The sequence below is a fragment of the Blautia fusiformis genome, from assembly GCF_020686995.1.
Lineage (GTDB): Bacteria > Bacillota > Clostridia > Lachnospirales > Lachnospiraceae > Blautia_A > Blautia_A fusiformis.
Genome location: NZ_JAJEPT010000012.1, coordinates 110557 through 132300, shown reverse-complemented (window position 1 = coordinate 132300; position 21744 = coordinate 110557). Strand labels below are relative to the sequence as shown.

23 protein-coding genes, 2 pseudogenes and 1 riboswitch are annotated in these 21744 nt (G+C 45.8%); of the genes and pseudogenes, 4 read left to right on the top strand and 21 right to left on the bottom strand.

What is annotated here, in order from left to right:
• From LKD46_RS16910 to pcrA, 9 genes and pseudogenes are all read right to left on the bottom strand, one after another.
• Positions 1-73 (bottom strand): annotated as a pseudogene (locus LKD46_RS16910) (IS200/IS605 family transposase); the annotation flags it as partial.
• Positions 74-201: 128 nt separating this feature from the next.
• Positions 202-663: pseudogene (locus LKD46_RS11490) on the bottom strand (virulence RhuM family protein); the annotation flags it as partial.
• 87 nt (positions 664-750) lie between these two features.
• Complete coding sequence (gene rlmD / locus LKD46_RS11485; RefSeq protein WP_110102926.1) at positions 751-2244, bottom strand: 23S rRNA (uracil(1939)-C(5))-methyltransferase RlmD; 1494 nt, start codon at positions 2242-2244, stop codon at positions 751-753.
• Between the two features lie 160 nt (positions 2245-2404).
• A complete protein-coding gene (locus LKD46_RS11480; protein ID WP_015526073.1) occupies positions 2405-2635 on the bottom strand; it encodes a hypothetical protein in 231 nt (76 codons plus the stop codon).
• 219 nt (positions 2636-2854) lie between these two features.
• Positions 2855-3208, bottom strand: a complete 354-nt coding sequence (locus LKD46_RS11475) for a CGGC domain-containing protein (RefSeq protein ID WP_110102927.1) — start codon at positions 3206-3208, stop codon at positions 2855-2857.
• A 36-nt stretch (positions 3209-3244) separates the two neighbouring features.
• Positions 3245-4000 (bottom strand): ABC transporter ATP-binding protein, encoded by a 756-nt coding sequence (locus LKD46_RS11470; protein WP_021651662.1) that lies wholly within the window; start codon positions 3998-4000, stop codon positions 3245-3247.
• Positions 4000-5085, bottom strand: coding sequence for a FecCD family ABC transporter permease (locus LKD46_RS11465; protein WP_227574163.1), 1086 nt, complete (start codon positions 5083-5085; stop codon positions 4000-4002). Before LKD46_RS11465 ends, LKD46_RS11470 begins: the two co-directional genes overlap by 1 nt.
• 14 nt (positions 5086-5099) lie before the next feature.
• Positions 5100-6194 (bottom strand): ABC transporter substrate-binding protein, encoded by a 1095-nt coding sequence (locus tag LKD46_RS11460; RefSeq protein WP_021651660.1) that lies wholly within the window; start codon positions 6192-6194, stop codon positions 5100-5102.
• Positions 6195-6297: 103 nt separating this feature from the next.
• Positions 6298-6593: riboswitch (cobalamin riboswitch) on the bottom strand.
• A 98-nt stretch (positions 6594-6691) separates the two neighbouring features.
• Entirely contained in the window at positions 6692-8935 is a 2244-nt protein-coding gene (gene pcrA, locus LKD46_RS11455) for a DNA helicase PcrA (RefSeq protein WP_110102975.1), read from the bottom strand.
• A 145-nt stretch (positions 8936-9080) separates the two neighbouring features.
• Between pcrA and LKD46_RS11450 the strand changes: the two genes are divergently transcribed.
• Entirely contained in the window at positions 9081-9701 is a 621-nt protein-coding gene (locus LKD46_RS11450) for a DUF1836 domain-containing protein (RefSeq protein ID WP_110102928.1), read from the top strand.
• Between the two features lie 130 nt (positions 9702-9831).
• On the opposite strand, the gene LKD46_RS11445 is transcribed toward LKD46_RS11450, so the two are convergent.
• Entirely contained in the window at positions 9832-10149 is a 318-nt protein-coding gene (locus LKD46_RS11445; RefSeq protein WP_015526079.1) for a YerC/YecD family TrpR-related protein, read from the bottom strand.
• Positions 10150-10388: 239 nt separating this feature from the next.
• Between LKD46_RS11445 and LKD46_RS11440 the strand changes: the two genes are divergently transcribed.
• From LKD46_RS11440 to LKD46_RS11430, 3 genes are read left to right on the top strand one after another with little or no spacing between them, the layout of a single operon-like run.
• Entirely contained in the window at positions 10389-11078 is a 690-nt protein-coding gene (locus tag LKD46_RS11440; protein WP_110102929.1) for a YesL family protein, read from the top strand.
• A complete protein-coding gene (locus tag LKD46_RS11435; protein ID WP_015526081.1) occupies positions 11078-12019 on the top strand; it encodes a tRNA modification radical SAM protein MnmL/YtqA in 942 nt (313 codons plus the stop codon). The genes LKD46_RS11440 and LKD46_RS11435 overlap by 1 nt, the downstream gene beginning before the upstream one ends.
• Positions 12020-12033: 14 nt before the next feature.
• Positions 12034-12546: a DUF4364 family protein gene (locus tag LKD46_RS11430; protein ID WP_059086750.1), complete on the top strand. Its 513-nt coding sequence runs from the start codon at positions 12034-12036 to the stop codon at positions 12544-12546.
• A 28-nt stretch (positions 12547-12574) separates the two neighbouring features.
• Here the strand turns inward: LKD46_RS11430 and LKD46_RS11425 are convergent, their stop codons facing one another.
• From LKD46_RS11425 to infC, 11 genes are all read right to left on the bottom strand, one after another.
• The gene (locus tag LKD46_RS11425; RefSeq protein ID WP_110102930.1) at positions 12575-13897 is read right to left on the bottom strand and encodes a replication-associated recombination protein A; all 1323 of its coding nucleotides are present in this window, start codon (positions 13895-13897) and stop codon (positions 12575-12577) included.
• Between the two features lie 182 nt (positions 13898-14079).
• Entirely contained in the window at positions 14080-14844 is a 765-nt protein-coding gene (locus tag LKD46_RS11420; RefSeq protein ID WP_110102976.1) for a polysaccharide deacetylase family protein, read from the bottom strand.
• Positions 14845-14946: 102 nt separating this feature from the next.
• A complete protein-coding gene (locus LKD46_RS11415; RefSeq protein WP_110102931.1) occupies positions 14947-15567 on the bottom strand; it encodes a cytidylate kinase-like family protein in 621 nt (206 codons plus the stop codon).
• A gap of 10 nt (positions 15568-15577) precedes the next feature.
• On the bottom strand, positions 15578-16288 hold the full coding sequence (locus tag LKD46_RS11410; protein ID WP_092071187.1) for an ABC transporter ATP-binding protein: 711 nt from the start codon (positions 16286-16288) through the stop codon (positions 15578-15580).
• Between the two features lie 14 nt (positions 16289-16302).
• On the bottom strand, positions 16303-17061 hold the full coding sequence (locus LKD46_RS11405; protein WP_021651650.1) for an ABC transporter ATP-binding protein: 759 nt from the start codon (positions 17059-17061) through the stop codon (positions 16303-16305).
• A gap of 2 nt (positions 17062-17063) precedes the next feature.
• Positions 17064-18137 (bottom strand): branched-chain amino acid ABC transporter permease, encoded by a 1074-nt coding sequence (locus tag LKD46_RS11400; RefSeq protein WP_021651649.1) that lies wholly within the window; start codon positions 18135-18137, stop codon positions 17064-17066.
• A gap of 10 nt (positions 18138-18147) precedes the next feature.
• Complete coding sequence (locus LKD46_RS11395; protein ID WP_015526088.1) at positions 18148-19032, bottom strand: branched-chain amino acid ABC transporter permease; 885 nt, start codon at positions 19030-19032, stop codon at positions 18148-18150.
• A gap of 96 nt (positions 19033-19128) precedes the next feature.
• Positions 19129-20289, bottom strand: a complete 1161-nt coding sequence (locus tag LKD46_RS11390) for an ABC transporter substrate-binding protein (protein WP_021651647.1) — start codon at positions 20287-20289, stop codon at positions 19129-19131.
• Between the two features lie 236 nt (positions 20290-20525).
• Complete coding sequence (gene rplT, locus LKD46_RS11385) at positions 20526-20882, bottom strand: 50S ribosomal protein L20 (RefSeq protein ID WP_015526090.1); 357 nt, start codon at positions 20880-20882, stop codon at positions 20526-20528.
• 33 nt (positions 20883-20915) lie between these two features.
• Positions 20916-21113 (bottom strand): 50S ribosomal protein L35, encoded by a 198-nt coding sequence (rpmI, locus tag LKD46_RS11380; RefSeq protein ID WP_019162770.1) that lies wholly within the window; start codon positions 21111-21113, stop codon positions 20916-20918.
• Positions 21114-21196: 83 nt separating this feature from the next.
• A complete protein-coding gene (gene infC, locus LKD46_RS11375; protein ID WP_118368792.1) occupies positions 21197-21691 on the bottom strand; it encodes a translation initiation factor IF-3 in 495 nt (164 codons plus the stop codon).
• Positions 21692-21744: the final 53 nt, after the last annotated feature.

Below are 21744 nucleotides of genomic sequence, written 5' to 3'. Positions count from 1 at the left end.
ACTTTGGACACCATACTACATGGTATTTACAGGAATAGACGACATTGTTGTTTGATTTATATGTTGTGTTCATATTTATATTATACTATGGTTTATTAGTTAATACAATTACTATTTTGTCCATCTTCAATTACTTGCATAAATTCGATGGACGCGTCTTATATCCCCATAGCTGAAGCAAGGAGTTTTACGACGCATTGGATAAAACACTTTCTCGGATGCACGAATATCACGGATTCTCTCCAACAATTCCTTGAAATATCCACCGCCACCTAGATTTTTCAAACGATCATCATCTAAAGCAAAACCTTTTCTCATGTATTCTTTTAAAATCCCAGTTGCCCAAATTCTGAACTGTGTTCCCTGTTTTGATTTTACACGATAGCCAACAGAAATAATAACATCAAGATTGTAATAGTCTACATTGTAAACTTTTCCATCAGAAGCAGTTGTTGCAAATTTTGCAACAACTGAATCCCGCTGTAATTCACCTTCGATAAATATATTTTTAATATGTCTGGAAATGGTTGATTTATCTCTCTGAAACAATTCTGCCATCTGATCAATGGACAACCAGACGGTATCACCATCAAAAGTAGTTTCAACTTTCGTCAGACCATCCTCTGTCGTATAAATAATCATATCTGCTTTTTCTTTGTACATAAATTAATTTTCCTCCAAAATCAGATACATTATCAATGTGAACAATTTAAAAAATAGAAATTCAACACAGCCACTATGACAAAATCATTATTCTGCATCTTTACCATTTATAATACGGTAGTAATCATCCATATCCACGCTGAGTTTTACCGTGGTATCTGGTTTTCGGTTGCTCAAGAGGCACACGGTCTCAACATGAACGCCCTGGCAGAACTGATCCACTGCACAGGCGTGGGTCATCTCATATCCTGCCTCATAAAATGCCGGGAGGTCTCTCACAAGACTTGTAACTTTGCAGGAAATGTATACGATCTGGTCTACGCCGTAAGCCAGGATCTTTGGAAGGGCTTTGGGGTGAACGCCATCTCTGGGCGGATCAAGGATGATCATATCCGGTTTCTCCGGCACATCATCCAGAACCTTCAGCACATCCCCGGCAATAAAACGGCAGTTATCAATGCCGTTAAGTGCAGCGTTTTCTCTGGCGGCTTTTACCGCGTCTTCCACGATCTCCACGCCGATCACCTCACTGGCAACGGACGCCGCAAGCTGGGCAATGGTGCCGGTTCCACTGTAAAGATCAAACACCACCTTGTCTCTGGTATCTCCTACATATTCCCGCACCTTGGAATACAGGATCTCTGCAGCCAAGGAATTTGGCTGGAAAAAGGAAAAGGTGCTGATCTTAAATTTCAGTCCAAGAAGTTCTTCATAGAAATAATCCTTTCCATAAAGGATCTTCGTCTCGTCGCTCTGTACCACGTCGGATAAAGAATCATTTAAAATGTGCATGATCCCCACGATCTTCCCTTCCAGCGGAAGTGCAAGAAGCTGATCTTTCAGAGGCTCCAGATCATATTCTTCCTGGGTGGTGGTTACCACATGGACCAGGATCTCACCACTTGTGACGCCTCTTCGAAGAAGAAGATGTCGAAGATACCCCACATGTTGCAGCTTTTTATAGAAGCTGGCATTACGCTCCAGGAAAAACTCCCGCACACAGACCAGAATCTTCGTCATATCCGGATGGACCAGCTTACAATCATCCGTATTCAGGATATCGTAAGTGCTTCCCTTCTTGTGAAGTCCAAGGGACAGCGGCCCATCCTTATACTCATCCCCAAAGGAAAACTCCATCTTATTGCGGTACCCGAACTCAATAGGACTGCCATAAATCCCATCCCAGTGATATAAACGATCTGCAGCCTCAGCTTCTTCTGTCCCATCACCATTCTTCCCGATCTTAGCCAGGCTCTCTCTTACTGCCCCATCCAGAAGTTCCCTCACCTGACGCTCCTTCATCTCCTTCTGTGCCTCATAGCTCATGGTCTGGTACATGCAGCCGCCACATGCCGGAAACTCCTGACAGGCAGGTTCTCTTGTTTCCAGGGGAGATTTCTCCAGGACCTCCAGAAGACGTCCTTCCGCCCGGCCGGAACGTTTCTTATTGATCATAAACCGGACTTTCTGTCCCGGGATTCCGTTTTTTACAATTACTTTCTGGTCATCAACCCAAACAAAACCTTTGTTTGGAAATTCCACTTTTTCTATAATACCTTCGTAAATTTCACCTTTTTTCATAAATCCTCTTTCTGTTTTATAACTAGTGCAGCGTTTCACGGTCCGTCTTCAAAAATCAAGCCCCGGTATCGCGCCGGGGCTTCAATTATCCGCTTCTCATATTCATACATAACAGACAGCCATTCTGATCTGCTCAAAACAGCCTCTGCAGTGAAAGTTCTTACTCTTCCTCATCCTCGAAATAATCATCGAAGTCATCATCAAAATCTTCTTCAAAATCTTCCAGATAATCCGGAGCGAAGAAACGGTATACTGCAAACGCAATACCGGCAACAGCTGCAACAGCACCGATGATCGCCAGTACCCAAAGGACTGTGTTCTTATCTTTCTCTTCTTCTTTTTTCTTCAGTGTTGCGAGCAGTTCTTCAAGTTTTGTTGTATTTAAATTCATAACACTGCACCATCCTTTCTTTCTGTTCGGCTGTACTTTCTGTCAGTAAATCTGCAGCGCAGCGTTTTTTGAGGTCGCTGCACCCGAGCCTTTTTTTAATGTTCTTATTATACCACCATATGTCTGGTTTTACCAGAACTTACACAAATTTTCGCAGAAACATTCTGTAAAAAAATCGCCGTATTTCCGGCATTTCCGGAAAGATACGGCGGTTTTCTCTTATTCTTTATGGGTTCCTCGGATCACTTTGATCCCGCGTTCTTCTATCAGACCGCAGATCTGTGTTATCCGCGGACATTCCTTTTTTTCCTCATTCAGACGGCATACCCCGACATGGATGACGCTGATCTTTTCAATGACCAGCCGATCTGCCTTTTCCAAAATCCCCTCATCTTCAGCAGGTTCTTTTGCATTGGTTTCTTTGCATCCGTTGCATGTCATCACAGCTGCCAGAATCGTATCTTCCGGATAGCCGGAAAAAAAATCTCTTCTTTCCCGAAATGCAGACAGACATCCTGCCCTGGTACACACATCATTGGAATTAAGGCATGTCAAAATCCCGATCTTTTTCATCTTTTTCCCTCTATGCATCCCGCCTCACAGCCAGAATCATAAAAACAAAATATGCATCTTTCCGCGGCTGTCGTAAACGATCTCCGCTTCTACTTTATAGATCCTGCGGATCAGCTCCGGGGTCAGGACTTCTTCCGGCGTTCCGTAACCTTCCAGAACTCCGTCCTTCAGTACATAGATCTTATCACAGTATGCTGCTGCAATATTCAGATCGTGAATAGCGGAGATCACGGTTACATTAAGTTTTTTCACCAGCTCCATCAGCATGATCTGGTGGGTAATGTCCAGATGATTGGTAGGCTCATCCAGAATCAGTGCAGAGGTCTGCTGGGCAAGTGCTCTTGCCAGGATCACCCTCTGCTGCTCTCCTCCGGAAAGAGTGGAAAAGGTACGGTCTGCAAACGCCTCCATCTGTACGGTTTTCAGCGCTTCATCCACGATCTGGTAATCTTTTGCATTGTCCCGTTCCAGAGTCTTTTTATGAGGCGCACGCCCCATAAGAACCACCTCGCGAACCGTAAAATCAAAATTATAATAATTGTGCTGTGCCACCACGGCCATTTTTTTCGCAGAGCTTCGAACACTCATGGAATGAAGCTCCTCGCCGTCCAGATACACGGCTCCTGCGTCTGGTTTCAGAATACGGTAAATGCATTTCAGCAAAGTGGATTTTCCGCTTCCGTTTGGTCCGATGATTCCTACCAGTTCCTTATCCTGGGATTCCATGGAGATTCCCTTCAGGATCTGTCTGGCGTGAAAGCCAACCTGAATATTTTCTGTGGTGATCTTCATTACCGGGCACCTCCGAATCCATAGGATTTCCGCACAAGCAGATAAATAAAGCAGGGAGCACCGATAATGGATACCAGCACACCGATGGGCATCTCGGAATTTTTAAGGATCACACGACATGCCACATCGCACCAGATCAGAAACGATGCACCAAGAAGCGCACTTAAGGGGAGCAGTTTTCTGTGATCTGTTCCAAAAAGGATCCGGACCACATGAGGGATCACCAGTCCCACAAATCCGATTACACCGGCACAGTACACGGCAAATCCGATCATAACAGAAGCAACGATCAGATAAAAAGTCCGCAGTCTGTGCAGATCTGTTCCAAGGGTAATGGATACGTCATCTCCCAGAAGCATCAGATTCAGGTTCCGGTACTGCGTCCAGAAAACAGCCACGCACACCAGCGTGACCGGAAGCATTACACCCACTCTGGTCCAGCTTGCTCCGGCAAGACTTCCCATGCTCCACTTCATAACTTCTGTTGCCGCATTTTTGTCATTGGTAATATAAATGACAAAATTGGAAAAAGCAGAACAGACTGCGCTGACCGCCATTCCCGCAAGGATCAGTTTTGCGGAAGTTGCCTTTCCACCCATGTTTGCAATGGCGATCACCGCAAAAGAAGTGATCATCGCGCCAATGAAAGCTGTGATTCCCACAGAGTTTCCGCCAAGAAAGCTTCCGATTCCAAGCATGATGGCCAGTGTGGCACCCAGAGATGCACCAGATGAGATACCCAGCACATACGGGTCTGCCAGCGGGTTCTGCACGATAGCCTGCATCACCACGCCGCACACGGAAAGAGCCATTCCAACTGCCAGAGCCAGAAGGACTCTAGGCAGCCGGATCAGCCACACAACATCATGAACTGCGCCTTCCGCATAGGCGGACAGACTTTTTATATGAAACAATTTATAAGCGATAACGCTGTATACATCCTTCAGTGACAGATCCGCATTTCCAAAAGTGATGGCTGCAAGTATGGAAAAAATAAGGAATCCTGCAAGTCCGATGAGAACTGCCACATACATGGATGTTCTGAGCACCTTATCTTTTTTTCTCTGTGAAGCTGTTTCTTTCACTGCATTTTCTCCGATCAGTCAAGATTTACGTCCGGATATAATCCCTTTGCAAAAGTTTCGATTCCGTCCTGGGTACGTGTTGCACTTGCATACATCTCACTGAGCATGATCGGGTAAACACGTCCGTTCTTTACTGCGTCAAGGCTCTTCAGGGACTCATCATCCTGGATCACTGCAAGCTGGCTGTTCTTAACAGTTTCCGGATCATCTCCTGCATATGGCATGTAAACCACAAAGATCACGTCAGGGTTGGCTGCGATGATATCCTCTTTTCCAACGGTGGAAGCATCCGGGTTTGCAAGAGTTGCGCCTAACTGTGTTACCATATCTCCGCCAAGGCTCTTTACGCCATAGTTTGTGATGTCATCTCCAAGAGGCTCCAATACCATTACGCTTGGTTTGTCTTTTACATCTGCAGTTGCAGTAAGAGTTTTGTCGATCACTGCTTTTGCATCATCAACGATAGCCTGTGCTTTGTCCTGTACATCGAAGATCTTTCCGATATTTAAGATATCTGTGAATTCATTTTCCAGTGTTCTGTCGCCGTCCGGACGAGTATTGGTGTTGTAGTAGGTGTTGCAGCCTTTGTCGATCCAGTCTGTTACATTTCCCAGATTCTTATCAGAGAAAAGAGAGCTCCAGGATAAGATCATGTCCGGCTCCAGCATTGTTACAGTTTCAAGGGATGGGGTAAATTCGTCAAGATAATTTGTTTTTGAGAATGCTTCTTTGAGATCTTCCGGAACTTCATTATCAAGACCTGCGGTAGCTACCAGGTGGTCTTCCAGACCAAGTGCGAGCATAGTCTCAATGCTTCCCTGATATACAGCAAGGACTTTTTCCGGTGCTTTTTCATAAGTGGTTTCGATTTCGTTTCCATCGTAATCATAGGTTGTGATGGTCAGAGGATATTCTGTCTTGGTTGCCTCTGCGGAAGAATCTTCGGTGTCTGCAGACTCTGTACTGTCTTCTGCTGCCGGCTGGTTGTCTTCCTTGATGGTCTCGGAGTCTGCTCTCTCTGCGGCATAAACAGCCGGAGCTGCTGATACGGTCATTGCCGCTGCCATTACCATTGCCATGATTCTTGTGGATACATACTTGTTTTTCATTTCATTTCCTCTCTTTTCGCCTGTTTTATCTCCTGTTGCCTATGGGTAACCGAAAAGATGGGGCTTCATAAAATCTGCACGGAACACTTTGTACGGAAGCTCCCACTTACATACTGTCAAGCAGGTTTCCTGACTTACAGACTCAGAAAAAACTCTGCAAAATAAAAACTGATACACCATTCATCTTTTAGCCGATCATGAATGATGTATCAGAATTTTCTCCAGAATCTCTCTGACATCGGGATTTCGCCTTCTCACATGAGTTTCTGCAATGGCATGTGAAATCCCTTCTTCTGTATACAGTGGCCGCAACCGCTCAGGCTTTTTACCCGATTCCCTCTCACAGTATCCGGCAGCATATGTGCCGGTGATACTGTCCACTTCACAGCAATTCAATTACGCTGATACTGATTCTAACATACCGGTTTTCCAATTACAACCTTGAGGCCGGATTTTTACAGTTTTTTGCAGAAATAGTCTGCCCGGAGAGATCCCTCTCAGATCTTTTTCAGCTTGGCAAAACCGGCGAACATTTTTTTCACGCCGACTTTGTCAAAGTCTACCGTCACTTCGTAGTCTCTGCCGCCGTCTGCGATATTTTTTACGATACCGACTCCGAATTTCACATGACGGACCGTGTCTCCCTCACCATAGTCCAGGCTGTCCGCCTTCTTCACTGTGAAATCTTTTTTCTGCAGGGTGCTCTTTGCCTGGAAATTCATTTTCATCTGGGCATAGGCGCTTTTCGGAGATACGATATCATCTACCCTGGGCTTTTTCTCCTGAATGGTATGTCCAAGATCTACCAGTTCCCGTGGAACCTCCCTTACAAAACGTGACACACGGTTATACTGAGTCTCCCCACGGATCATCCGCTGTTTTGCACAGGTTAAAGTCAGTTCCTTCATGGCACGGGTGATCCCCACATAACAGAGCCTTCGCTCCTCCTCGATATCCGACGGATCACCGGACCAGATGGAAGCATACCCCGGAAAAACACCGTCCTCCATTCCCACGATAAATACATTTGGGAATTCCAGTCCCTTGGCACTGTGAAGAGTCATCAGCAGCACATAATCCTGATCCGGATCAACAGAATCGATATCTGCCACCAGTGCGATCTCCTCCAGAAATGCAGAAAGTGTTGCCGGCTGTCCGGCCTCCTCCATGGCTTCCTGGAAGGATTCTGTCTTGGAGATCAGCTCATCGATATTTTCGATCCTCGCCTGGGCCTCCTCCGTTTTCTCTGCCTCCAGTTCCTTCACATAACCGGTAAGCTCAATGACCTCTTCCAGGGTTTCACGGACTGTATAGGCCTCTGCCTTACTTTTCAGTCCCTGGATAAAGGATACAAAATCATTGATCTTTCCTGCTGCCCTGCCAATGGACGGTACTTCCTCCACCACGCGGAGCGCATCGTAAAAGCTCAGGTTCATCATATCCGCATAGTCCTGGACACGGCCGATGCTGGTGAGCCCGATCCCTCTTTTTGGCACATTTAAGATTCTGCGCACAGCCAGATCATCACTGGCATTGTCAATGGTCTTCAGATAGCTTAACAGATCCTTGATCTCTTTGCGGGCATAAAAATTCACACCGCCGACAATCTTATAAGGAACATTTGCCAGGAGAAATTTCTCCTCAAAGAGACGGGACTGGGCATTGGTCCGATAAAGTACTGCACAGTCCTTGTACTGGAATTTCCCGTTGCGGCGCCCCTGGATGATCTCTCCTGCAACATACTCCGCTTCCTCAAATCCGTTGTTGAACTGACGGAAATGTACTTTATCGCCCTCTTCGTTCTCTGTCCAGAGGCGTTTTTCCTTACGCTCTGTGTTGTTGACGATCACCTCATTGGCTGCATTGAGGATATTCTGGGTAGAACGGTAATTCTGTTCCAGGCGCACCACCTTAGCCTCAGGAAAAACCTTCTCAAAGCCTAAGATATTCCCGATATTTGCTCCACGAAAACGATAGATGGACTGATCATCATCACCAACCACACAGAGATTCTTGTATTTCTCAGCAAGAAGACTTACAAATTTAAACTGGGCAGTATTGGTATCCTGATACTCATCCACCATAATATATTTAAAACGTTCCTGATAATAGTCCAGGATATCCGGATTATGCTGAAAAAGCTCCACAGTCTTCACGATCAGGTCATCAAAATCCAGTGCATTGTTTCCCCGGAGGATAGACTGATATTCCTTATACATACCGGCAATCTTCCGTGCATCCGGATCACCGCCCGCATTCAGCTCCATCTCTTCCGGTGTGATCATTTCATCCTTGGCATGGGAAATCTCAGCAAGAACGCCTCGTTCCTTGTAAATCTTGGTATTGATATCAAATTTCCGGAAGATTTCCTTCATGACTGTTTTCTGGTCGTCGGCATCATAAATGGTAAAATTACTGCCAAAGCCCAGCACCTCAATATGTCTGCGCAGGATCCTCACGCAGGCGGAATGGAAGGTGGAGACCCATACGCTCTCCGCACCCATTCCCGCAATTTTATTCACACGTTCCCGCATCTCACTGGCGGCCTTGTTGGTAAAGGTGATCGCCAGGATATTCCATGGGTTTACACCCTTTTCTTCCATTAAATAGGCGATCCTGTGGGTCAGCACTCTTGTTTTTCCGGAACCGGCTCCTGCGAGGATCAGAAGTGGTCCCTCTGTATGTACGGCAGCTTCCCGCTGCATAGGATTCAATGTGTCCAAAGCATCATGTATACTCATTTTGATCTCCATTTCTTTTTCCATATGAACAGTATCTTTATATACTATCATGACTTTACTTTCCGGTAAACCCACCTCTCTGAAAAAAAGTTTCTTTACAAGTAGTATTTAAAACTATATAATAGGGAGCAGAGGTGATAATGCGATGACAGAAAACGAAAAAGAAATGATGAACAGCATTTTTGCAAAAATTGCTGAGCTTGATTATATAAAACCCGATGAAATTCCCAATATTGCTCTTTACATGGATCAGGTCACAACCTTTATGGAAGATAATCTCGCTTCCACCAAGCGTCATAATGATGACAAGATCCTGACCAAGACCATGATCAACAATTACGCAAAGAACAAGCTCCTTCCCCCGCCGGAAAAAAAGCGGTATTCCCGGGAGCATCTGCTGATGCTGATCTTTATCTACTATTTTAAGAATATCCTCTCTATCAGTGATATCCAGACCCTTCTGGGACCGATCACCGAGAAATACTTCAAGTCCGTTACAGAAAAGGACATGACTTACATCTACCAGGAGGTTTTCAGTATGGAGCAGTCACAGATCCGTTACCTGGAAAAGGATCTTATGCGCCGTTTCAAAAGTGCCGGAGAAATTTTTGAGGACGCCGACCCGGAGGATAAGGAATTCCTTCACCAGTTTTCCTTTATCTGTCTTCTTAGCTTCGACGTATACATGAAAAAAATGATCATCGAAAACATGATCGACCACATGAATTCCTCAAAAGATACGGATTCCTCAAAAAAAGACAAATAATATCCGGATCTCACATCCGGTCATAAACGTGCGTCGCCGGGCGCACCGAAAAAAAAGAGACAGACGCACGATCGCCTGTCTCTTTTTCGTTACAGCATTATCCGTTATCATCACGGTATGGACGTAAGCCTTATTCTGCTTCGCCGCCCTGCTCCCCGTTATCCTTCTTCATACGTGCAAATACCATCTCATAACCATCATTTCCATAGTTCAGGGAACGGTTCACACGGCTGATCGTAGCTGTGGAAGCTCCTGTTTTCTCGGAAATATCAAGGTATGTACGCTTATCAGTAAGCATCTTGGCTACCTCGAAGCGCTGAGATAAAGAAAGCAGCTCATTGATGGTGCACACATCCTCAAAAAATGTATAACACTCTTCCTTGTCCTTCAGGCACAGGATCGCTTCAAAAAGATGATCCACAGCCTCCGTCCTGATTTTTTTGCTCATTGTTACGCTCCTTTAAAATACATGAATTTCGTCTAATACAATACTGATATTTTAACACTCTAAATCGTGATAAGCAAGCCTTTTAGGAAAATTTAATAAACTATTTCTCTTTTTTGTCTTTCTATGGCGGACACATGATTTTCCCATTTCCACTGCCCCGGAAAACATTTGGGATTTGCTTTTTCTGCTGTGATTGGGTATACTTAAAGTAATATCCAAAAGAAAAGGAGACTTATCAAATGAATCGTTTTTTCAACATGGACAACAAATTCTTCGTGTTCATGGGACGCGTAGCAGACCTGCTTCTTCTGAATTTTCTGTGCATCCTCTGCTGCATTCCGGTTGTCACCGCAGGCGCCTCCATAACAGCTCTCTACTATGTCACACTAAAGATGGCAAGAGACGAGGAATCCTATATTGCCCGCAGCTTTTTCCACTCCTTCAAACAGAACTTCAAACAGGCGACCATCATCAATATCATCATGCTCCTCACCGCTGCTGTTCTGTTTATCGATCTTCGGATCGCCAGAGTCGGAAGCGGAGCTATGTACAAAGGACTTTTCAGTCTGTTCATTGCATTTGCACTGATCTATGCGATGATCCTTCTGTACATTTATCCGATCCTTTCCAAATTTTTTAATTCCGTCAAGAATACCTTTGTAAATGCATTCCTGATGTCCGTCCGCCATCTTCCGCTGACACTTTTGATGCTTGTGATCTCTGCGTCCCCACTCCTACTGATGTGGCTTTTTGCTTATGTGAGCTACGCACGGTTTACATCCATCCTGATCATGCTTTTTATTCTGATGGGATTTTCCACGCTGGCGTACTGGAAATCAAAGATCTTTGTAAAGATCTTCGATAACTATATACCGAAAGATGAAAACGAAGAAAACGGCGAAGAGAAAAACGAACCGAAAGAGGCATAATGAAGCGCTGGAACGACAAGCCTTATCACTCTCTGGACTATATGCTCCGGGAACGGTACGGCGAAAAGGTCTACCGGGTTGCATTAAACGGCGGCATGTCCTGTCCCAACCGTGACGGCACCCTGGGCAAAAAAGGCTGCATCTTCTGCAGCCAGGGCGGAAGCGGAGATTTTGCAGCAAACGCCGCTCTTTCCATTACAGAGCAGATCAACACACAGATCAAAAGTCTCTCTTCCAAACGCCCAATCCATAAATATATCGCCTATTTTCAGGCATATACAAACACATACGCTCCTGTGGAACACCTGCGTAAGATCTTCACAGAAGCCATCTCCCATCCGGATATCGTGGCACTGTCCATTGGTACCAGACCGGACTGTCTGGGAGATGATGTACTGGATCTTCTTTATTCCCTGAATCAGATCAAACCGGTGTGGGTGGAGCTGGGACTCCAGACTATCCATGAAGATACCGCCAGATATATACGGCGCGGCTATCCACTGTCCTGTTTTGATACTGCAGTGAAAAATCTCCGCGCAGGCGGCATCGAAGTAATCGTCCACACCATCCTGGGGCTTCCCGGCGAAAGCCGGAAGGATATCCTGGAAACAATGGCTTATCTGAACGCCATGGATATCCAGGGGATCAAGCTGCAGCTTCTTCATGTACTGCGTGGTACAGATCTTGCCGCTGATCATGAAGCCGGTCTTTTCCGCACTTATGAACGGGACGAGTATCTGAACCTTGTCATTGACTGTCTGGAACATCTCAGACCGGATATCGTGATCCACCGGGTCACCGGCGACGGACCGAAGGATCTGCTGATCGCACCTTTATGGGCCAGCCGCAAACGAGAAGTTTTAAACCTTCTTCATCACCGGATGAAAGAAAGAGCAAGTTTTCAGGGAAAAGCTCTCGAAGCCCTTTCCCGCAGCCAGTAAAAAGGAGGATTCTTATGGCATCACCTTTTACAACCTATAAGCTTATTATTTTATATATGCTGCAGAATTCCGATGGGGATCTCACAAATTCCCAGATCACCGATTTTATCCTGGACCGGAAATACACCAATTATTTTCAGCTCCAGCAGGCAGTTTCCGAACTTGTGGAGGCAGATCTGGTGGAAATGTCTTCACAGTCCAACCGCAGTTACTATCGACTGACCTCCGAGGGAAAAAACACTCTGAAATATTTTTCCAAAGAACTTTCCTCTGACATCAAGAAAGAAGTGGAAGAATATCTCAATTCCCTCCACTGCAAGATTGAAGAACATCTCCTGACTCCTGCAGATTACTATCCCACCAAAGAGGGCAGCTACTCGGTACGTCTGCGGATCATCGAAAGCGGCGTCAGCATCGTTGATCTCAGCATCAATGTGCCAAATCTTGCTGCTGCACAGTCTGTATGTGAAAGCTGGCCTTATAAATACCAGAATGTTTATGACAAAATAATGGAGGAGCTTCTCTGAGAGGCTCCTCCGTTTTACTTATATTCATTTATTTCGCTTCTTCGTGGATCTTCTTCATATGCTCTTTCAGTTTCTTTTCATATCCCATATCACTGAGCTCGTAAAAATGTTCTCCTTCGATTTCTGATGGCAGATACTGCTGTTTTACATAGTGGTTCGGATAATCATGGGCATATTTATATCCGATACCATGACCCAGACTTTCGTGGCCACCATAATGGGCATCCTGCAGATGCACCGGAACGGTTGTCTTCTTCGCCTTCACGCAGCGCATGGCTTCCTGTATGGCATTTACTGCAGAATTGCTCTTGGGTGCACAGGCCATATAGGTAACTGCCTGGGAAAGAATGATCTGGGACTCCGGCATTCCCACACGTTCCACTGCCTGTGCTGCTGCCGTTGCCACGCAGAGGGCCTGGGGATCTGCGTTTCCGATATCTTCGGAAGCAAGGATCATGATCCTTCTTGCGATAAATTTCACATCTTCTCCTGCATAGAGCATTTTTGCCAGATAATAGACTGCCGCATCCGGGTCGGAGCCTCGCATGCTCTTGATAAAGGCAGAAATGATATCATAATGATTGTCCCCGTTCTTATCGTAGCGCACCACCCGCTTCTGGATACACTCAGAAGCCACCTCAAGGGTCAGATGGATCTTACCGTCTGTATCACGGGGTGTGGTGAGGATTCCCAGTTCTATGGCGTTTAAGGCGCTTCTGGCGTCTCCTCCTGCCATATCTGCCAGAAACTCCAGAGCATCCTCCTCGATCACCGCCCCATAGTTTCCCATTCCACGTTCCGGATCGTTAACCGCACGCAAGATCAGTTCCTTTATCTCCGGTATCTCCAGGGACTTCAATTCAAAGATGATCGATCTTGAAAGAAGCGCTCCGTTTACCTCAAAATATGGATTCTCTGTTGTGGCCCCGATAAGAATGATGGTTCCGTCCTCCACAAAGGGAAGAAGGTAATCCTGCTGGCCTTTGTTGAAACGATGGATCTCATCGATGAACAGAATGGTCTTTTTCCCATACATGCCGAGATCGTCCTGTGCCTGCTTTACAACTGCTTCCATATCTTTCTTCCCTGCTACGGTTGCATTGATCTGGGTAAAGCTGGCGCTTGTGGTATTGGCGATGACTTTTGCCAGGGTGGTCTTTCCGGTTCCCGGAGGGCCGTAAAAGATAACAGATGTCAGCTTATCCGCCTTTATGGCACGATACAGCAATTTATCTTTTCCTACGATGTGCTGCTGTCCCACCACCTCATCCAGCGTTCGCGGACGCAGCCTGGATGCAAGAGGTGACTCCTGATCCAGCGTTTTTGACTTTGCGTATTCAAATAAATCCATGGCTTTCACTCCTGTATTTTCTGTAAAAAGCGGATATTCACGATCCGTATTCTTTTCATAGATTTGTATCCGGCAACGATCGTTTCATTTGTTTCCGGCATACGGACAGATTCCTTATTTTTATAATTTTACCTGTTTGCACATAAAAAAGCAATCGTTTCTGCCTTTTCGGCAAATCACAGTTACATCACCAGCAGCTGATCTGCAGTTACCAGGTCATATCCTTCTTCCGTAAGCATATCCGCGATCTCCAGGGCCGCTTCCACGGAGGTAGAAAAGCTGTCATGCATCAGGATAATGGAGCCATCCTTCACTTGTCTTTTTACGATATTTTCCACAGAACGGACATTTTTTGATTTCCAGTCCAGGGTATCCACATCCCAGAATACCGGCAGCATGGTCACACAGAGCTCCAGATCCTTCGGCCAGGCACCGTAGGGCGGGCGAAGATACATGGGATATTCTCCAGTGATCTCGTAGATCTCATTATTCGTCTTTATGATCTGCTGACATGCCTGATCACCGGGAAGCTTATCAAGCTGCACGTGATCATACGTGTGATTACCGATGAGATGACCGTCTCTCTGCATCTGCGTTACGATCTCCTCATTTCCTCGGATATTTTTTCCCATAAGAAAAAATGTGGCATGGATCCCACGCTTCCGCAGGCCATCCAAAAGCAGAGGTGTATATGTTGCATGCGGTCCATCATCAAAGGTAAGAGCCACACGTGGACGATCCTCTTTTTCGCTTCTGTCAGAGGCTGTCTCAGCCACCGGTTCTGCTGCTTTTTGTCCGTACTGCGCCGCCACCAGCCGGAACATCCCCTCACCGGCGATCATTCTGGTCACCCGCATCCGAAATGCACTGTCTGAGATTTTTCCATATCCGCTGAGCAGGATCAATACCATTGCCACTACACAGAAATATTTTTTTCGCTTATCCATATTTCCCGCCGGATCAAATATACTTTTCCACAATATATGAAAAAATCCCCGGGAAAAGACTTTTGGCTTTTCTTTCCCGGGGAATATTCTCTGATATATGTCTTATTTTTTCAGGATCTCAAGTGCACTCTCGATCTCCTCCACGCATTTCTCATAACCAAGGGTACCGTTATCCAGGCACAGATTATATTTCGTCATGTCTGCCCAGTCAACACCCATGAAACGTTTGCAGAAATCTTCTTTGCGTTTGTCATCTTTATGCATGAATTTCTCAATGTCCTTTGTGGTTCCGCTGAGCTTCTTGCTTGCCTCACGGATACGGAAATCCCAGTCTCCGTAAACAAACACACGAAGAACATTGGAATAATCCTTCAGGATCATATTTGCACAACGTCCGATGATCACACAGGACTCTGTTTCTGCCAGCTGCCGGATCACCTTTGCCTGATAATTAAACAGGTTCTCATCGGATGTAAAATCCTTGCTCTGAGGCGGGATCAGCTCACCCTTGTAGATTCCGGACTTTGCAAAAAATCTCTGCTTTGTGCTGACATTTTCATCTGCCCTTCCAAAAAGCTGCTCATGAATGCCGCTCTCCTCAGATGCCATGCGGATGATATCCTTGTCATAGTAAGAAATCCCTAATTTCTTTGCAAGCTCCTCTCCGATGGTACGTCCACCGCTTCCATACTGTCTTGCAATGGTAATTACGAAATTATCCATGTCTTTCCCCCTACTCTCCAAGATATGCCTTCTGAACGGCCTCGTCATTCAGAAGATCCTCTGCCTTTCCATCCATAGTAATGCTTCCTGTTTCCAGAACGTACGCTCTGTCCGCAATGGAAAGAGCCTTCTTCGCATTCTGCTCAACCAGAAGCACTGTAGTTCCGCTCTCACTTACCTCGCGGATAATGTCAAAAATCTCATTTACAAAAATCGGCGACAGACCCATGGACGGCTCATCCATCAAAATGATCCTTGGTCTGCTCATCAGTGCACGTCCCATGGCAAGCATCTGCTGCTCACCACCGGAAAGTGTTCCGGCACGCTGTCCTTTACGTTCTTCCAGACGCGGAAATCTCTTGTATACACTTGCAAGACTCTCTGCGATCTCTGCCTTGTCCTTTCTTGTATAGGCTCCAAGGAGCAGATTCTCATAAACGGACATATCCGCAAATACACGTCTTCCCTCCGGAACATGCGCCATACCCATCTCTACGATCTTATGCGCCGGTGTTCTTGTGAGGTCTTTTCCCTCAAACACAATGCTTCCGGACTTCGGAGAAAGAATTCCGGTAAGTGTCTGAAGTGTGGTTGTCTTTCCGGCGCCATTGGCACCGATCAGCGCAATAACCTCTCCCTGATTTACATGAAAAGAAATTCCCTTCAGAGCCTGGATCACACCATAATAGACCTGGAGGTCCTTTACTTCCAACATTGCCATTGTCTCGTTCCTCCTTATTCTCCCAGATATGCAGTGATAACCGTCGGGTCTTTCAGCACTGCAGATGTCTCACCCTGGATCAGTACCTGACCGAAGTTCAGAACTGTAAGTTCCTCACAGATACCGCCCACCAGTTTCATGTCGTGCTCGATCAGAAGAACAGTCATATCAAAATGCTCCCGCACAAAACGGATAGTATCCATCAGCTCCTGTGTCTCATTCGGGTTCATACCAGCCGCCGGCTCATCCAGGAGAAGAAGCTTCGGCTCTGTGGCAAGAGCTCTGGCGATCTCCAGCTTACGCTGTTTACCATAAGGCAGGTTACCTGCCAGAGTGTCTGCTTCCTTATCCAGATCAAACACCCTCAGTATCTCCATGGCACGTTCGTTCATCTCTTTTTCTACCTTGTAATACTTCGGCAGCCTTAAGATTCCGGTCAGTGTGGAGTATGGATGGTGATTGTGAAGTCCTACTTTTACATTGTCAAGAACCGGCATATCCTTGAAAAGACGGATATTCTGAAAGGTTCTTGCGATTCCGGCCTTGTTGATCTCAATGGTGCTTTTTCCTGTGATATCCTGGCCATCCAGTTTAATGATTCCCTCTGTAGGCTTGTACACGCCTGTGAGAAGATTGAATACTGTTGTCTTACCGGCACCGTTAGGTCCGATCAGTCCATAGAGCTGTCCCTTCTCAATGGTCATATTAAAGCCGTCAACAGCACGAAGACCGCCGAACTGGATAGACAGATTATTTACTTCCAGCATTGCCATGATCAGGCCACCTCCTTTTTCTCTTTTTTGCCTTTGAATTTCTCTACCATACGTGCTCTCCAGTCTCTTGCTGCAGGTGCCCAGTTAAAGAGCATCATGATGATCAGTACGATAGCATAGATCAGCATACGGTAGTTTGCGAATCCACGGAGAAGCTCAGGCAGTGCATAGAGGATAATTGTTGCAATGATAGATCCTCTGATATTTCCGATTCCTCCAAGTACTACATACACAAGTACCAGAATGGACATATTGTAATCGAATACAGAAACCTTAAGAAGAGAAAGGTTATGTGCATACAGCACACCTGCAACTCCTGCAAGGGCTGCAGAAATGGTAAATGCCAGCAGCTTATATCTGGTGATATTGATTCCTACAGACTCCGCTGCAATACGGTTGTCCCTGGTTGACATAATAGCACGTCCGCTTCTGGAGTTTACAAGGTTCTGTACAATAAACAATGTGAGAAGAAGCAGGATCACGCCGATCAGGAAAAAGTAATTCTTGATATCTTTATAAAGAGTTGCTGTTCCCGAAATACCAAGGGCACCTTTGAGAATCTGCTTTCCGCCGGCTTCCAGATGAAGACCGGCTGCACTTGTTGCAACGTGAAGTCCTTTGTCATCCACGCCAATGTAAAGTACATTGATCAGGTTCTTGATGATCTCACCAAAAGCCAGTGTAACAATAGCCAGGTAGTCACCGCGGAGACGAAGTACCGGAATACCGATGATCACACCGAACAGTGCTGCAACTGCCGCACCTACAAGGATTGCAAGGATAAAGCGAGGAACCTGCGGAATGGAGTCTGCAACAACCTGTGAAAACAGGGCACTGGAAAAAGCTCCCACGCACATGAAGCCCGCATGTCCAAGGCTCAGCTCACCGGAAAAACCGACTACCAGGTTCAGGGAAACTGATGCAATGGTATAAACACAAAGGGGAACAAGAAGTCCCATAAGAAGTCTGGAAAGATTTCCAGTTGAGGAAAGTGCCTGTACAATCACAAAAAGCACAATGACAATTCCATAGTTGATCATGTTATTTTTTGTTGTTTTGTTTTTCATATTCTTCATATCGGCCACCTTACACTTTCTCCTGGATGTTCTTGCCGAACAGTCCGGTAGGTTTTACAAGAAGCACGACGATCAGGACTGCAAATACGATCGCATCTGCAACCTGGGAAGAAATATAAGCTTTTCCGAAGATCTCGATGATTCCCAGAAGGATGCCGCCGACCATAGCTCCCGGAATCGAACCGATTCCACCGAATACAGCAGCTACGAAAGCTTTGATACCAGGCATGGCTCCTGTGTACGGAGTCAGTGTCGGATAAGTCTGACAGAGCAGAAGGCCTGCGATCGCTGCAAGTCCGGAACCAATGGCAAATGTGAGGGAAATTGTCGCATTGACGTTAACTCCCATCAGCTGTGCCGCATCTCTGTCCTCGGAAACCGCCTGCATGGCACGGCCAGGTTTTGTCTTTTTTACAAAGAGGGAAAGTCCCACCATGATAATGATACATGCAAGGATGGTTACGATGGTGATTCCCTTGATGGTAAGCTCACCGTCAAACAGTGTGATGGACGGAACTTTGATAACAGCTACGAAACTCTTGGCATCTGCGCCGAAGATCAGAAGTGCCAGGTTCTGAAGCAGATAACTGACACCGATAGCCGTGATAAGAACGGCCAGGTTTGAGGAAGCTTTTCTAAGTGGACTGTAAGCTACCTTCTCAATGACAACACCAAGCAGTGTACAGATCACAACGGAAAGGATCACAGCAAGGATCGGTGACATGCCGCCTCTTGTGATACAGGTAAGGATGATATAAGCTCCCACCATGATAACATCTCCGTGTGCGAAGTTCAGCATCTTGGCAATACCATAAACCATGGTATATCCAAGTGCGATGATCGCATAGATACTGCCAAGACTGATGCCGTCTTTTAAATAAGATATAAAACTCATAACGCACCTCTTTTAATTGTTTATTGATAAGGGAAAAAGGGGACGGTTCCCACTAAAGGTGACCGTCCCCTGACCCCTAACGTTAACAGAAATTCCTTATTTCATCTCTACATAAGCACCGTCTTTGATCTCGAATGCTTTCGGCTCTTTATCACACTCGCCATCCTCGGTCCATTTTGCTTTTCCGGTAAGTCCGTCAAGCTCGATGTTTGCCATGGATGCGCTCATTGCTGCACTGATGTCTGCATTTTCCATATCTGGTGTGATCTTTGCATCGTCAGCTGCAAGCTGCATTGCGTAAAGTACATCATATGTATCTGCCGCAAACTGGTTCGGGATCTCACCGTTGTGAGCATCGCCGTATGCTTTTACGAAGTTCTGGCTCTTCTCATCTGTAGCTGTTGCGGAGAATGGTGTCAGAAGCATAACACCCTCTGCAAGGGATTTATCGAAGTTCTCTACATTGAGGATACCATCCATGCCATCTACACCAAAGAATTTAATGTCAAGGCCTGCCTCAGATGCCTGCTGAAGGATCAGCGCATTGTCGGAATAGTAGTTCGGAAGGAAAAGAAGCTCAGCGCCGCTCTTCTTGATCTTTGCAAGCTGTACAGAATAGTCTGTGTTGCTGTCTGTTGTGTAAGCCTCATCTGCAACTACTTCAAGTCCGTCATCAGCAGCTGCTGCAACGAATGCGTCATGTACACCGGAGTTGTAGTCAGCAGCGGAATCATAAAGTACTGCTACTTTCGTTGCAAGTTTGTGCTCGGAAATGTACTGAGCAGATTTGGTTCCCTGTGCCGGGTCTGTGAAGCACATACGGAACTCGTTTGTTCCTGCTGTGATACAGTCAAGTGCTGTTGCAGATGGTGTGAAGAGGAATGTATCCTCAGCTGCCTCAGCTCCTACTGCGATACAGGAACCGGATGTTACAGTTCCACAGAGCATCTGCATTCCTTTATCGATCAGGTCATTGTATGCGTTAACAGCCTTCTCCGGATCTCCCTGGTCATCACCTGCGTCAAGAATCTCTACTTTATATCCGTTGAATCCACCGTTCTCGTTGATCTCATCAGCTGCGATCTTGGCTGCGTTGTATACGTTGGTACCGTACTGTGCGTAATCACCTGTCATCGGTCCGATCACACCGATCTTAAATGTCTCATCCTCTGCCGCAAAAACGGATGCAGGCATCATCATAGCTGCTGTCATCGCTGCTGCTGATGCAACGCCGATTACTTTCTTCCAATTCTTCATAATAATCTCTCCTCCTGCGCTTTGTCGCGTTACTAATGTTTAATGGTAAAATTATAGCATCGCATATTTTTTATTTCAAGGGCAAATTTAGTTATCTGCTGTTTTTCGTCTGATTGCACAACGCGGACACTTGTCCGCTGTACAGCTTGTGTCGTTTTTCGGCAAATTGTCTGAATTTTTTTACAAAAAAATCCAGGGAAAAATTCCCTGGACTCCTTCGTCTCTTAATACTTTACTTATGCGATTGCTTTCTTAGCGATCTCAGCAAGAGCTGTGAAGCCTGCTGCATCGTTAACAGCCATCTCTGCAAGCATCTTTCTGTTGATGTCGATGTTTGCAACCTTAAGGCCGTGCATCATTTTGCTGTAGGAAAGTCCGTTCATTCTTGCTGCTGCGTTGATACGAGCGATCCAGAGCTGTCTGAACTGACGTTTCTTCTGCTTTCTTCCTGCATAGGAGCTTGTAAGAGCTCTCATTACAGACTGTTTAGCTACTCTATACTGTTTGGAACGGGCTCCTCTGTAGCCTTTTGCCAGTTTTAATGTACGGTTATGTCTTTTCTTTGCGTTTAATCCGCCTTTAATTCTTGCCATTTCTTAATTCTCCTCCTGTTCGTCTTCTCTATCTTATAAATATGGTAATGCTTTCTTCATGCTCTTTACGTTAGTAGAATCAACAACAGTAGATTTTCTCAGATTTCTCTTTCTCTTCTGAGATTTCTTTGTAAGGATATGGCTCTTGTAGGCTTTATTTCTTACTAATTTTCCTGTACCTGTTTTTTTAAAGCGCTTTGCTGCTGCTCTGCAAGTTTTAATTTTTGGCATTATGAATTCCTCCTTGATTTGGTACTTCTAAATTTTATATAGCATCCCGTTCTGCCCGGCTGTTGCCGTGAAGACTGAGATATCTACCGTTTCTCAGTCAGAAACATAGTCATGCTTCTGCCTTCTATCTTCGGAGCCTTCTCTACAGTCGCTATATCGGACAGAAGATCTGCGAAGTCGTCAAGCACATGCTTACTGCTGGCCATGTGTGCCATCTCTCTTCCGCGGAAACGAAGTGTAACCTTAACTCTGTCACCCTTGCTAAGGAACTTTCTTGCTGCATTTACCTTCGTCTTCAAATCATTCGTATCAATGTTCGGGGAAAGACGCACTTCTTTGACATCGATGGTTTTCTGCTTTTTTCTGGCCTCTTTTTCTTTTCTTGCAAGCTCGTAACGGTATTTACCGTAATCGATGATCTTGCATACCGGCGGTTTCGCCTGTGGGGCAATCTTTACAAGGTCAAGTCCTGCCTCCTGCGCTTTCGCCATCGCTTCTCTGGCGGACACGATTCCAAGCTGAGCTCCGTCCGGACCAATCAAGCGTACCTCTCTGTCTCTGATCTGTTCGTTAATCATTAAACCGCTAATTGTTGTACACCTCCATGAACATGATAGAATTATTTTTTTCT

Coding starts and splice junctions, on each gene's coding strand:
- rlmD (WP_110102926.1), bottom strand. CDS start 2,244: ATGAAAAAAGGTGAAATTTACGAAGGTATTATAGAAAAAGTGGAATTT.
- LKD46_RS11480 (WP_015526073.1), bottom strand. CDS start 2,635: ATGAATTTAAATACAACAAAACTTGAAGAACTGCTCGCAACACTGAAG.
- LKD46_RS11475 (WP_110102927.1), bottom strand. CDS start 3,208: ATGAAAAAGATCGGGATTTTGACATGCCTTAATTCCAATGATGTGTGT.
- LKD46_RS11470 (WP_021651662.1), bottom strand. CDS start 4,000: ATGAAGATCACCACAGAAAATATTCAGGTTGGCTTTCACGCCAGACAG.
- LKD46_RS11460 (WP_021651660.1), bottom strand. CDS start 6,194: ATGAAAAACAAGTATGTATCCACAAGAATCATGGCAATGGTAATGGCA.
- pcrA (WP_110102975.1), bottom strand. CDS start 8,935: ATGAGTATACATGATGCTTTGGACACATTGAATCCTATGCAGCGGGAA.
- LKD46_RS11450 (WP_110102928.1), top strand. CDS start 9,081: ATGACAGAAAACGAAAAAGAAATGATGAACAGCATTTTTGCAAAAATT.
- LKD46_RS11445 (WP_015526079.1), bottom strand. CDS start 10,149: ATGAGCAAAAAAATCAGGACGGAGGCTGTGGATCATCTTTTTGAAGCG.
- LKD46_RS11440 (WP_110102929.1), top strand. CDS start 10,389: ATGAATCGTTTTTTCAACATGGACAACAAATTCTTCGTGTTCATGGGA.
- LKD46_RS11435 (WP_015526081.1), top strand. CDS start 11,078: ATGAAGCGCTGGAACGACAAGCCTTATCACTCTCTGGACTATATGCTC.
- LKD46_RS11430 (WP_059086750.1), top strand. CDS start 12,034: ATGGCATCACCTTTTACAACCTATAAGCTTATTATTTTATATATGCTG.
- LKD46_RS11425 (WP_110102930.1), bottom strand. CDS start 13,897: ATGGATTTATTTGAATACGCAAAGTCAAAAACGCTGGATCAGGAGTCA.
- LKD46_RS11420 (WP_110102976.1), bottom strand. CDS start 14,844: ATGGATAAGCGAAAAAAATATTTCTGTGTAGTGGCAATGGTATTGATC.
- LKD46_RS11415 (WP_110102931.1), bottom strand. CDS start 15,567: ATGGATAATTTCGTAATTACCATTGCAAGACAGTATGGAAGCGGTGGA.
- LKD46_RS11410 (WP_092071187.1), bottom strand. CDS start 16,288: ATGGCAATGTTGGAAGTAAAGGACCTCCAGGTCTATTATGGTGTGATC.
- LKD46_RS11405 (WP_021651650.1), bottom strand. CDS start 17,061: ATGGCAATGCTGGAAGTAAATAATCTGTCTATCCAGTTCGGCGGTCTT.
- LKD46_RS11400 (WP_021651649.1), bottom strand. CDS start 18,137: ATGAAGAATATGAAAAACAAAACAACAAAAAATAACATGATCAACTAT.
- LKD46_RS11395 (WP_015526088.1), bottom strand. CDS start 19,032: ATGAGTTTTATATCTTATTTAAAAGACGGCATCAGTCTTGGCAGTATC.
- LKD46_RS11390 (WP_021651647.1), bottom strand. CDS start 20,289: ATGAAGAATTGGAAGAAAGTAATCGGCGTTGCATCAGCAGCAGCGATG.
- rplT (WP_015526090.1), bottom strand. CDS start 20,882: ATGGCAAGAATTAAAGGCGGATTAAACGCAAAGAAAAGACATAACCGT.
- rpmI (WP_019162770.1), bottom strand. CDS start 21,113: ATGCCAAAAATTAAAACTTGCAGAGCAGCAGCAAAGCGCTTTAAAAAA.
- infC (WP_118368792.1), bottom strand. CDS start 21,691: ATGATTAACGAACAGATCAGAGACAGAGAGGTACGCTTGATTGGTCCG.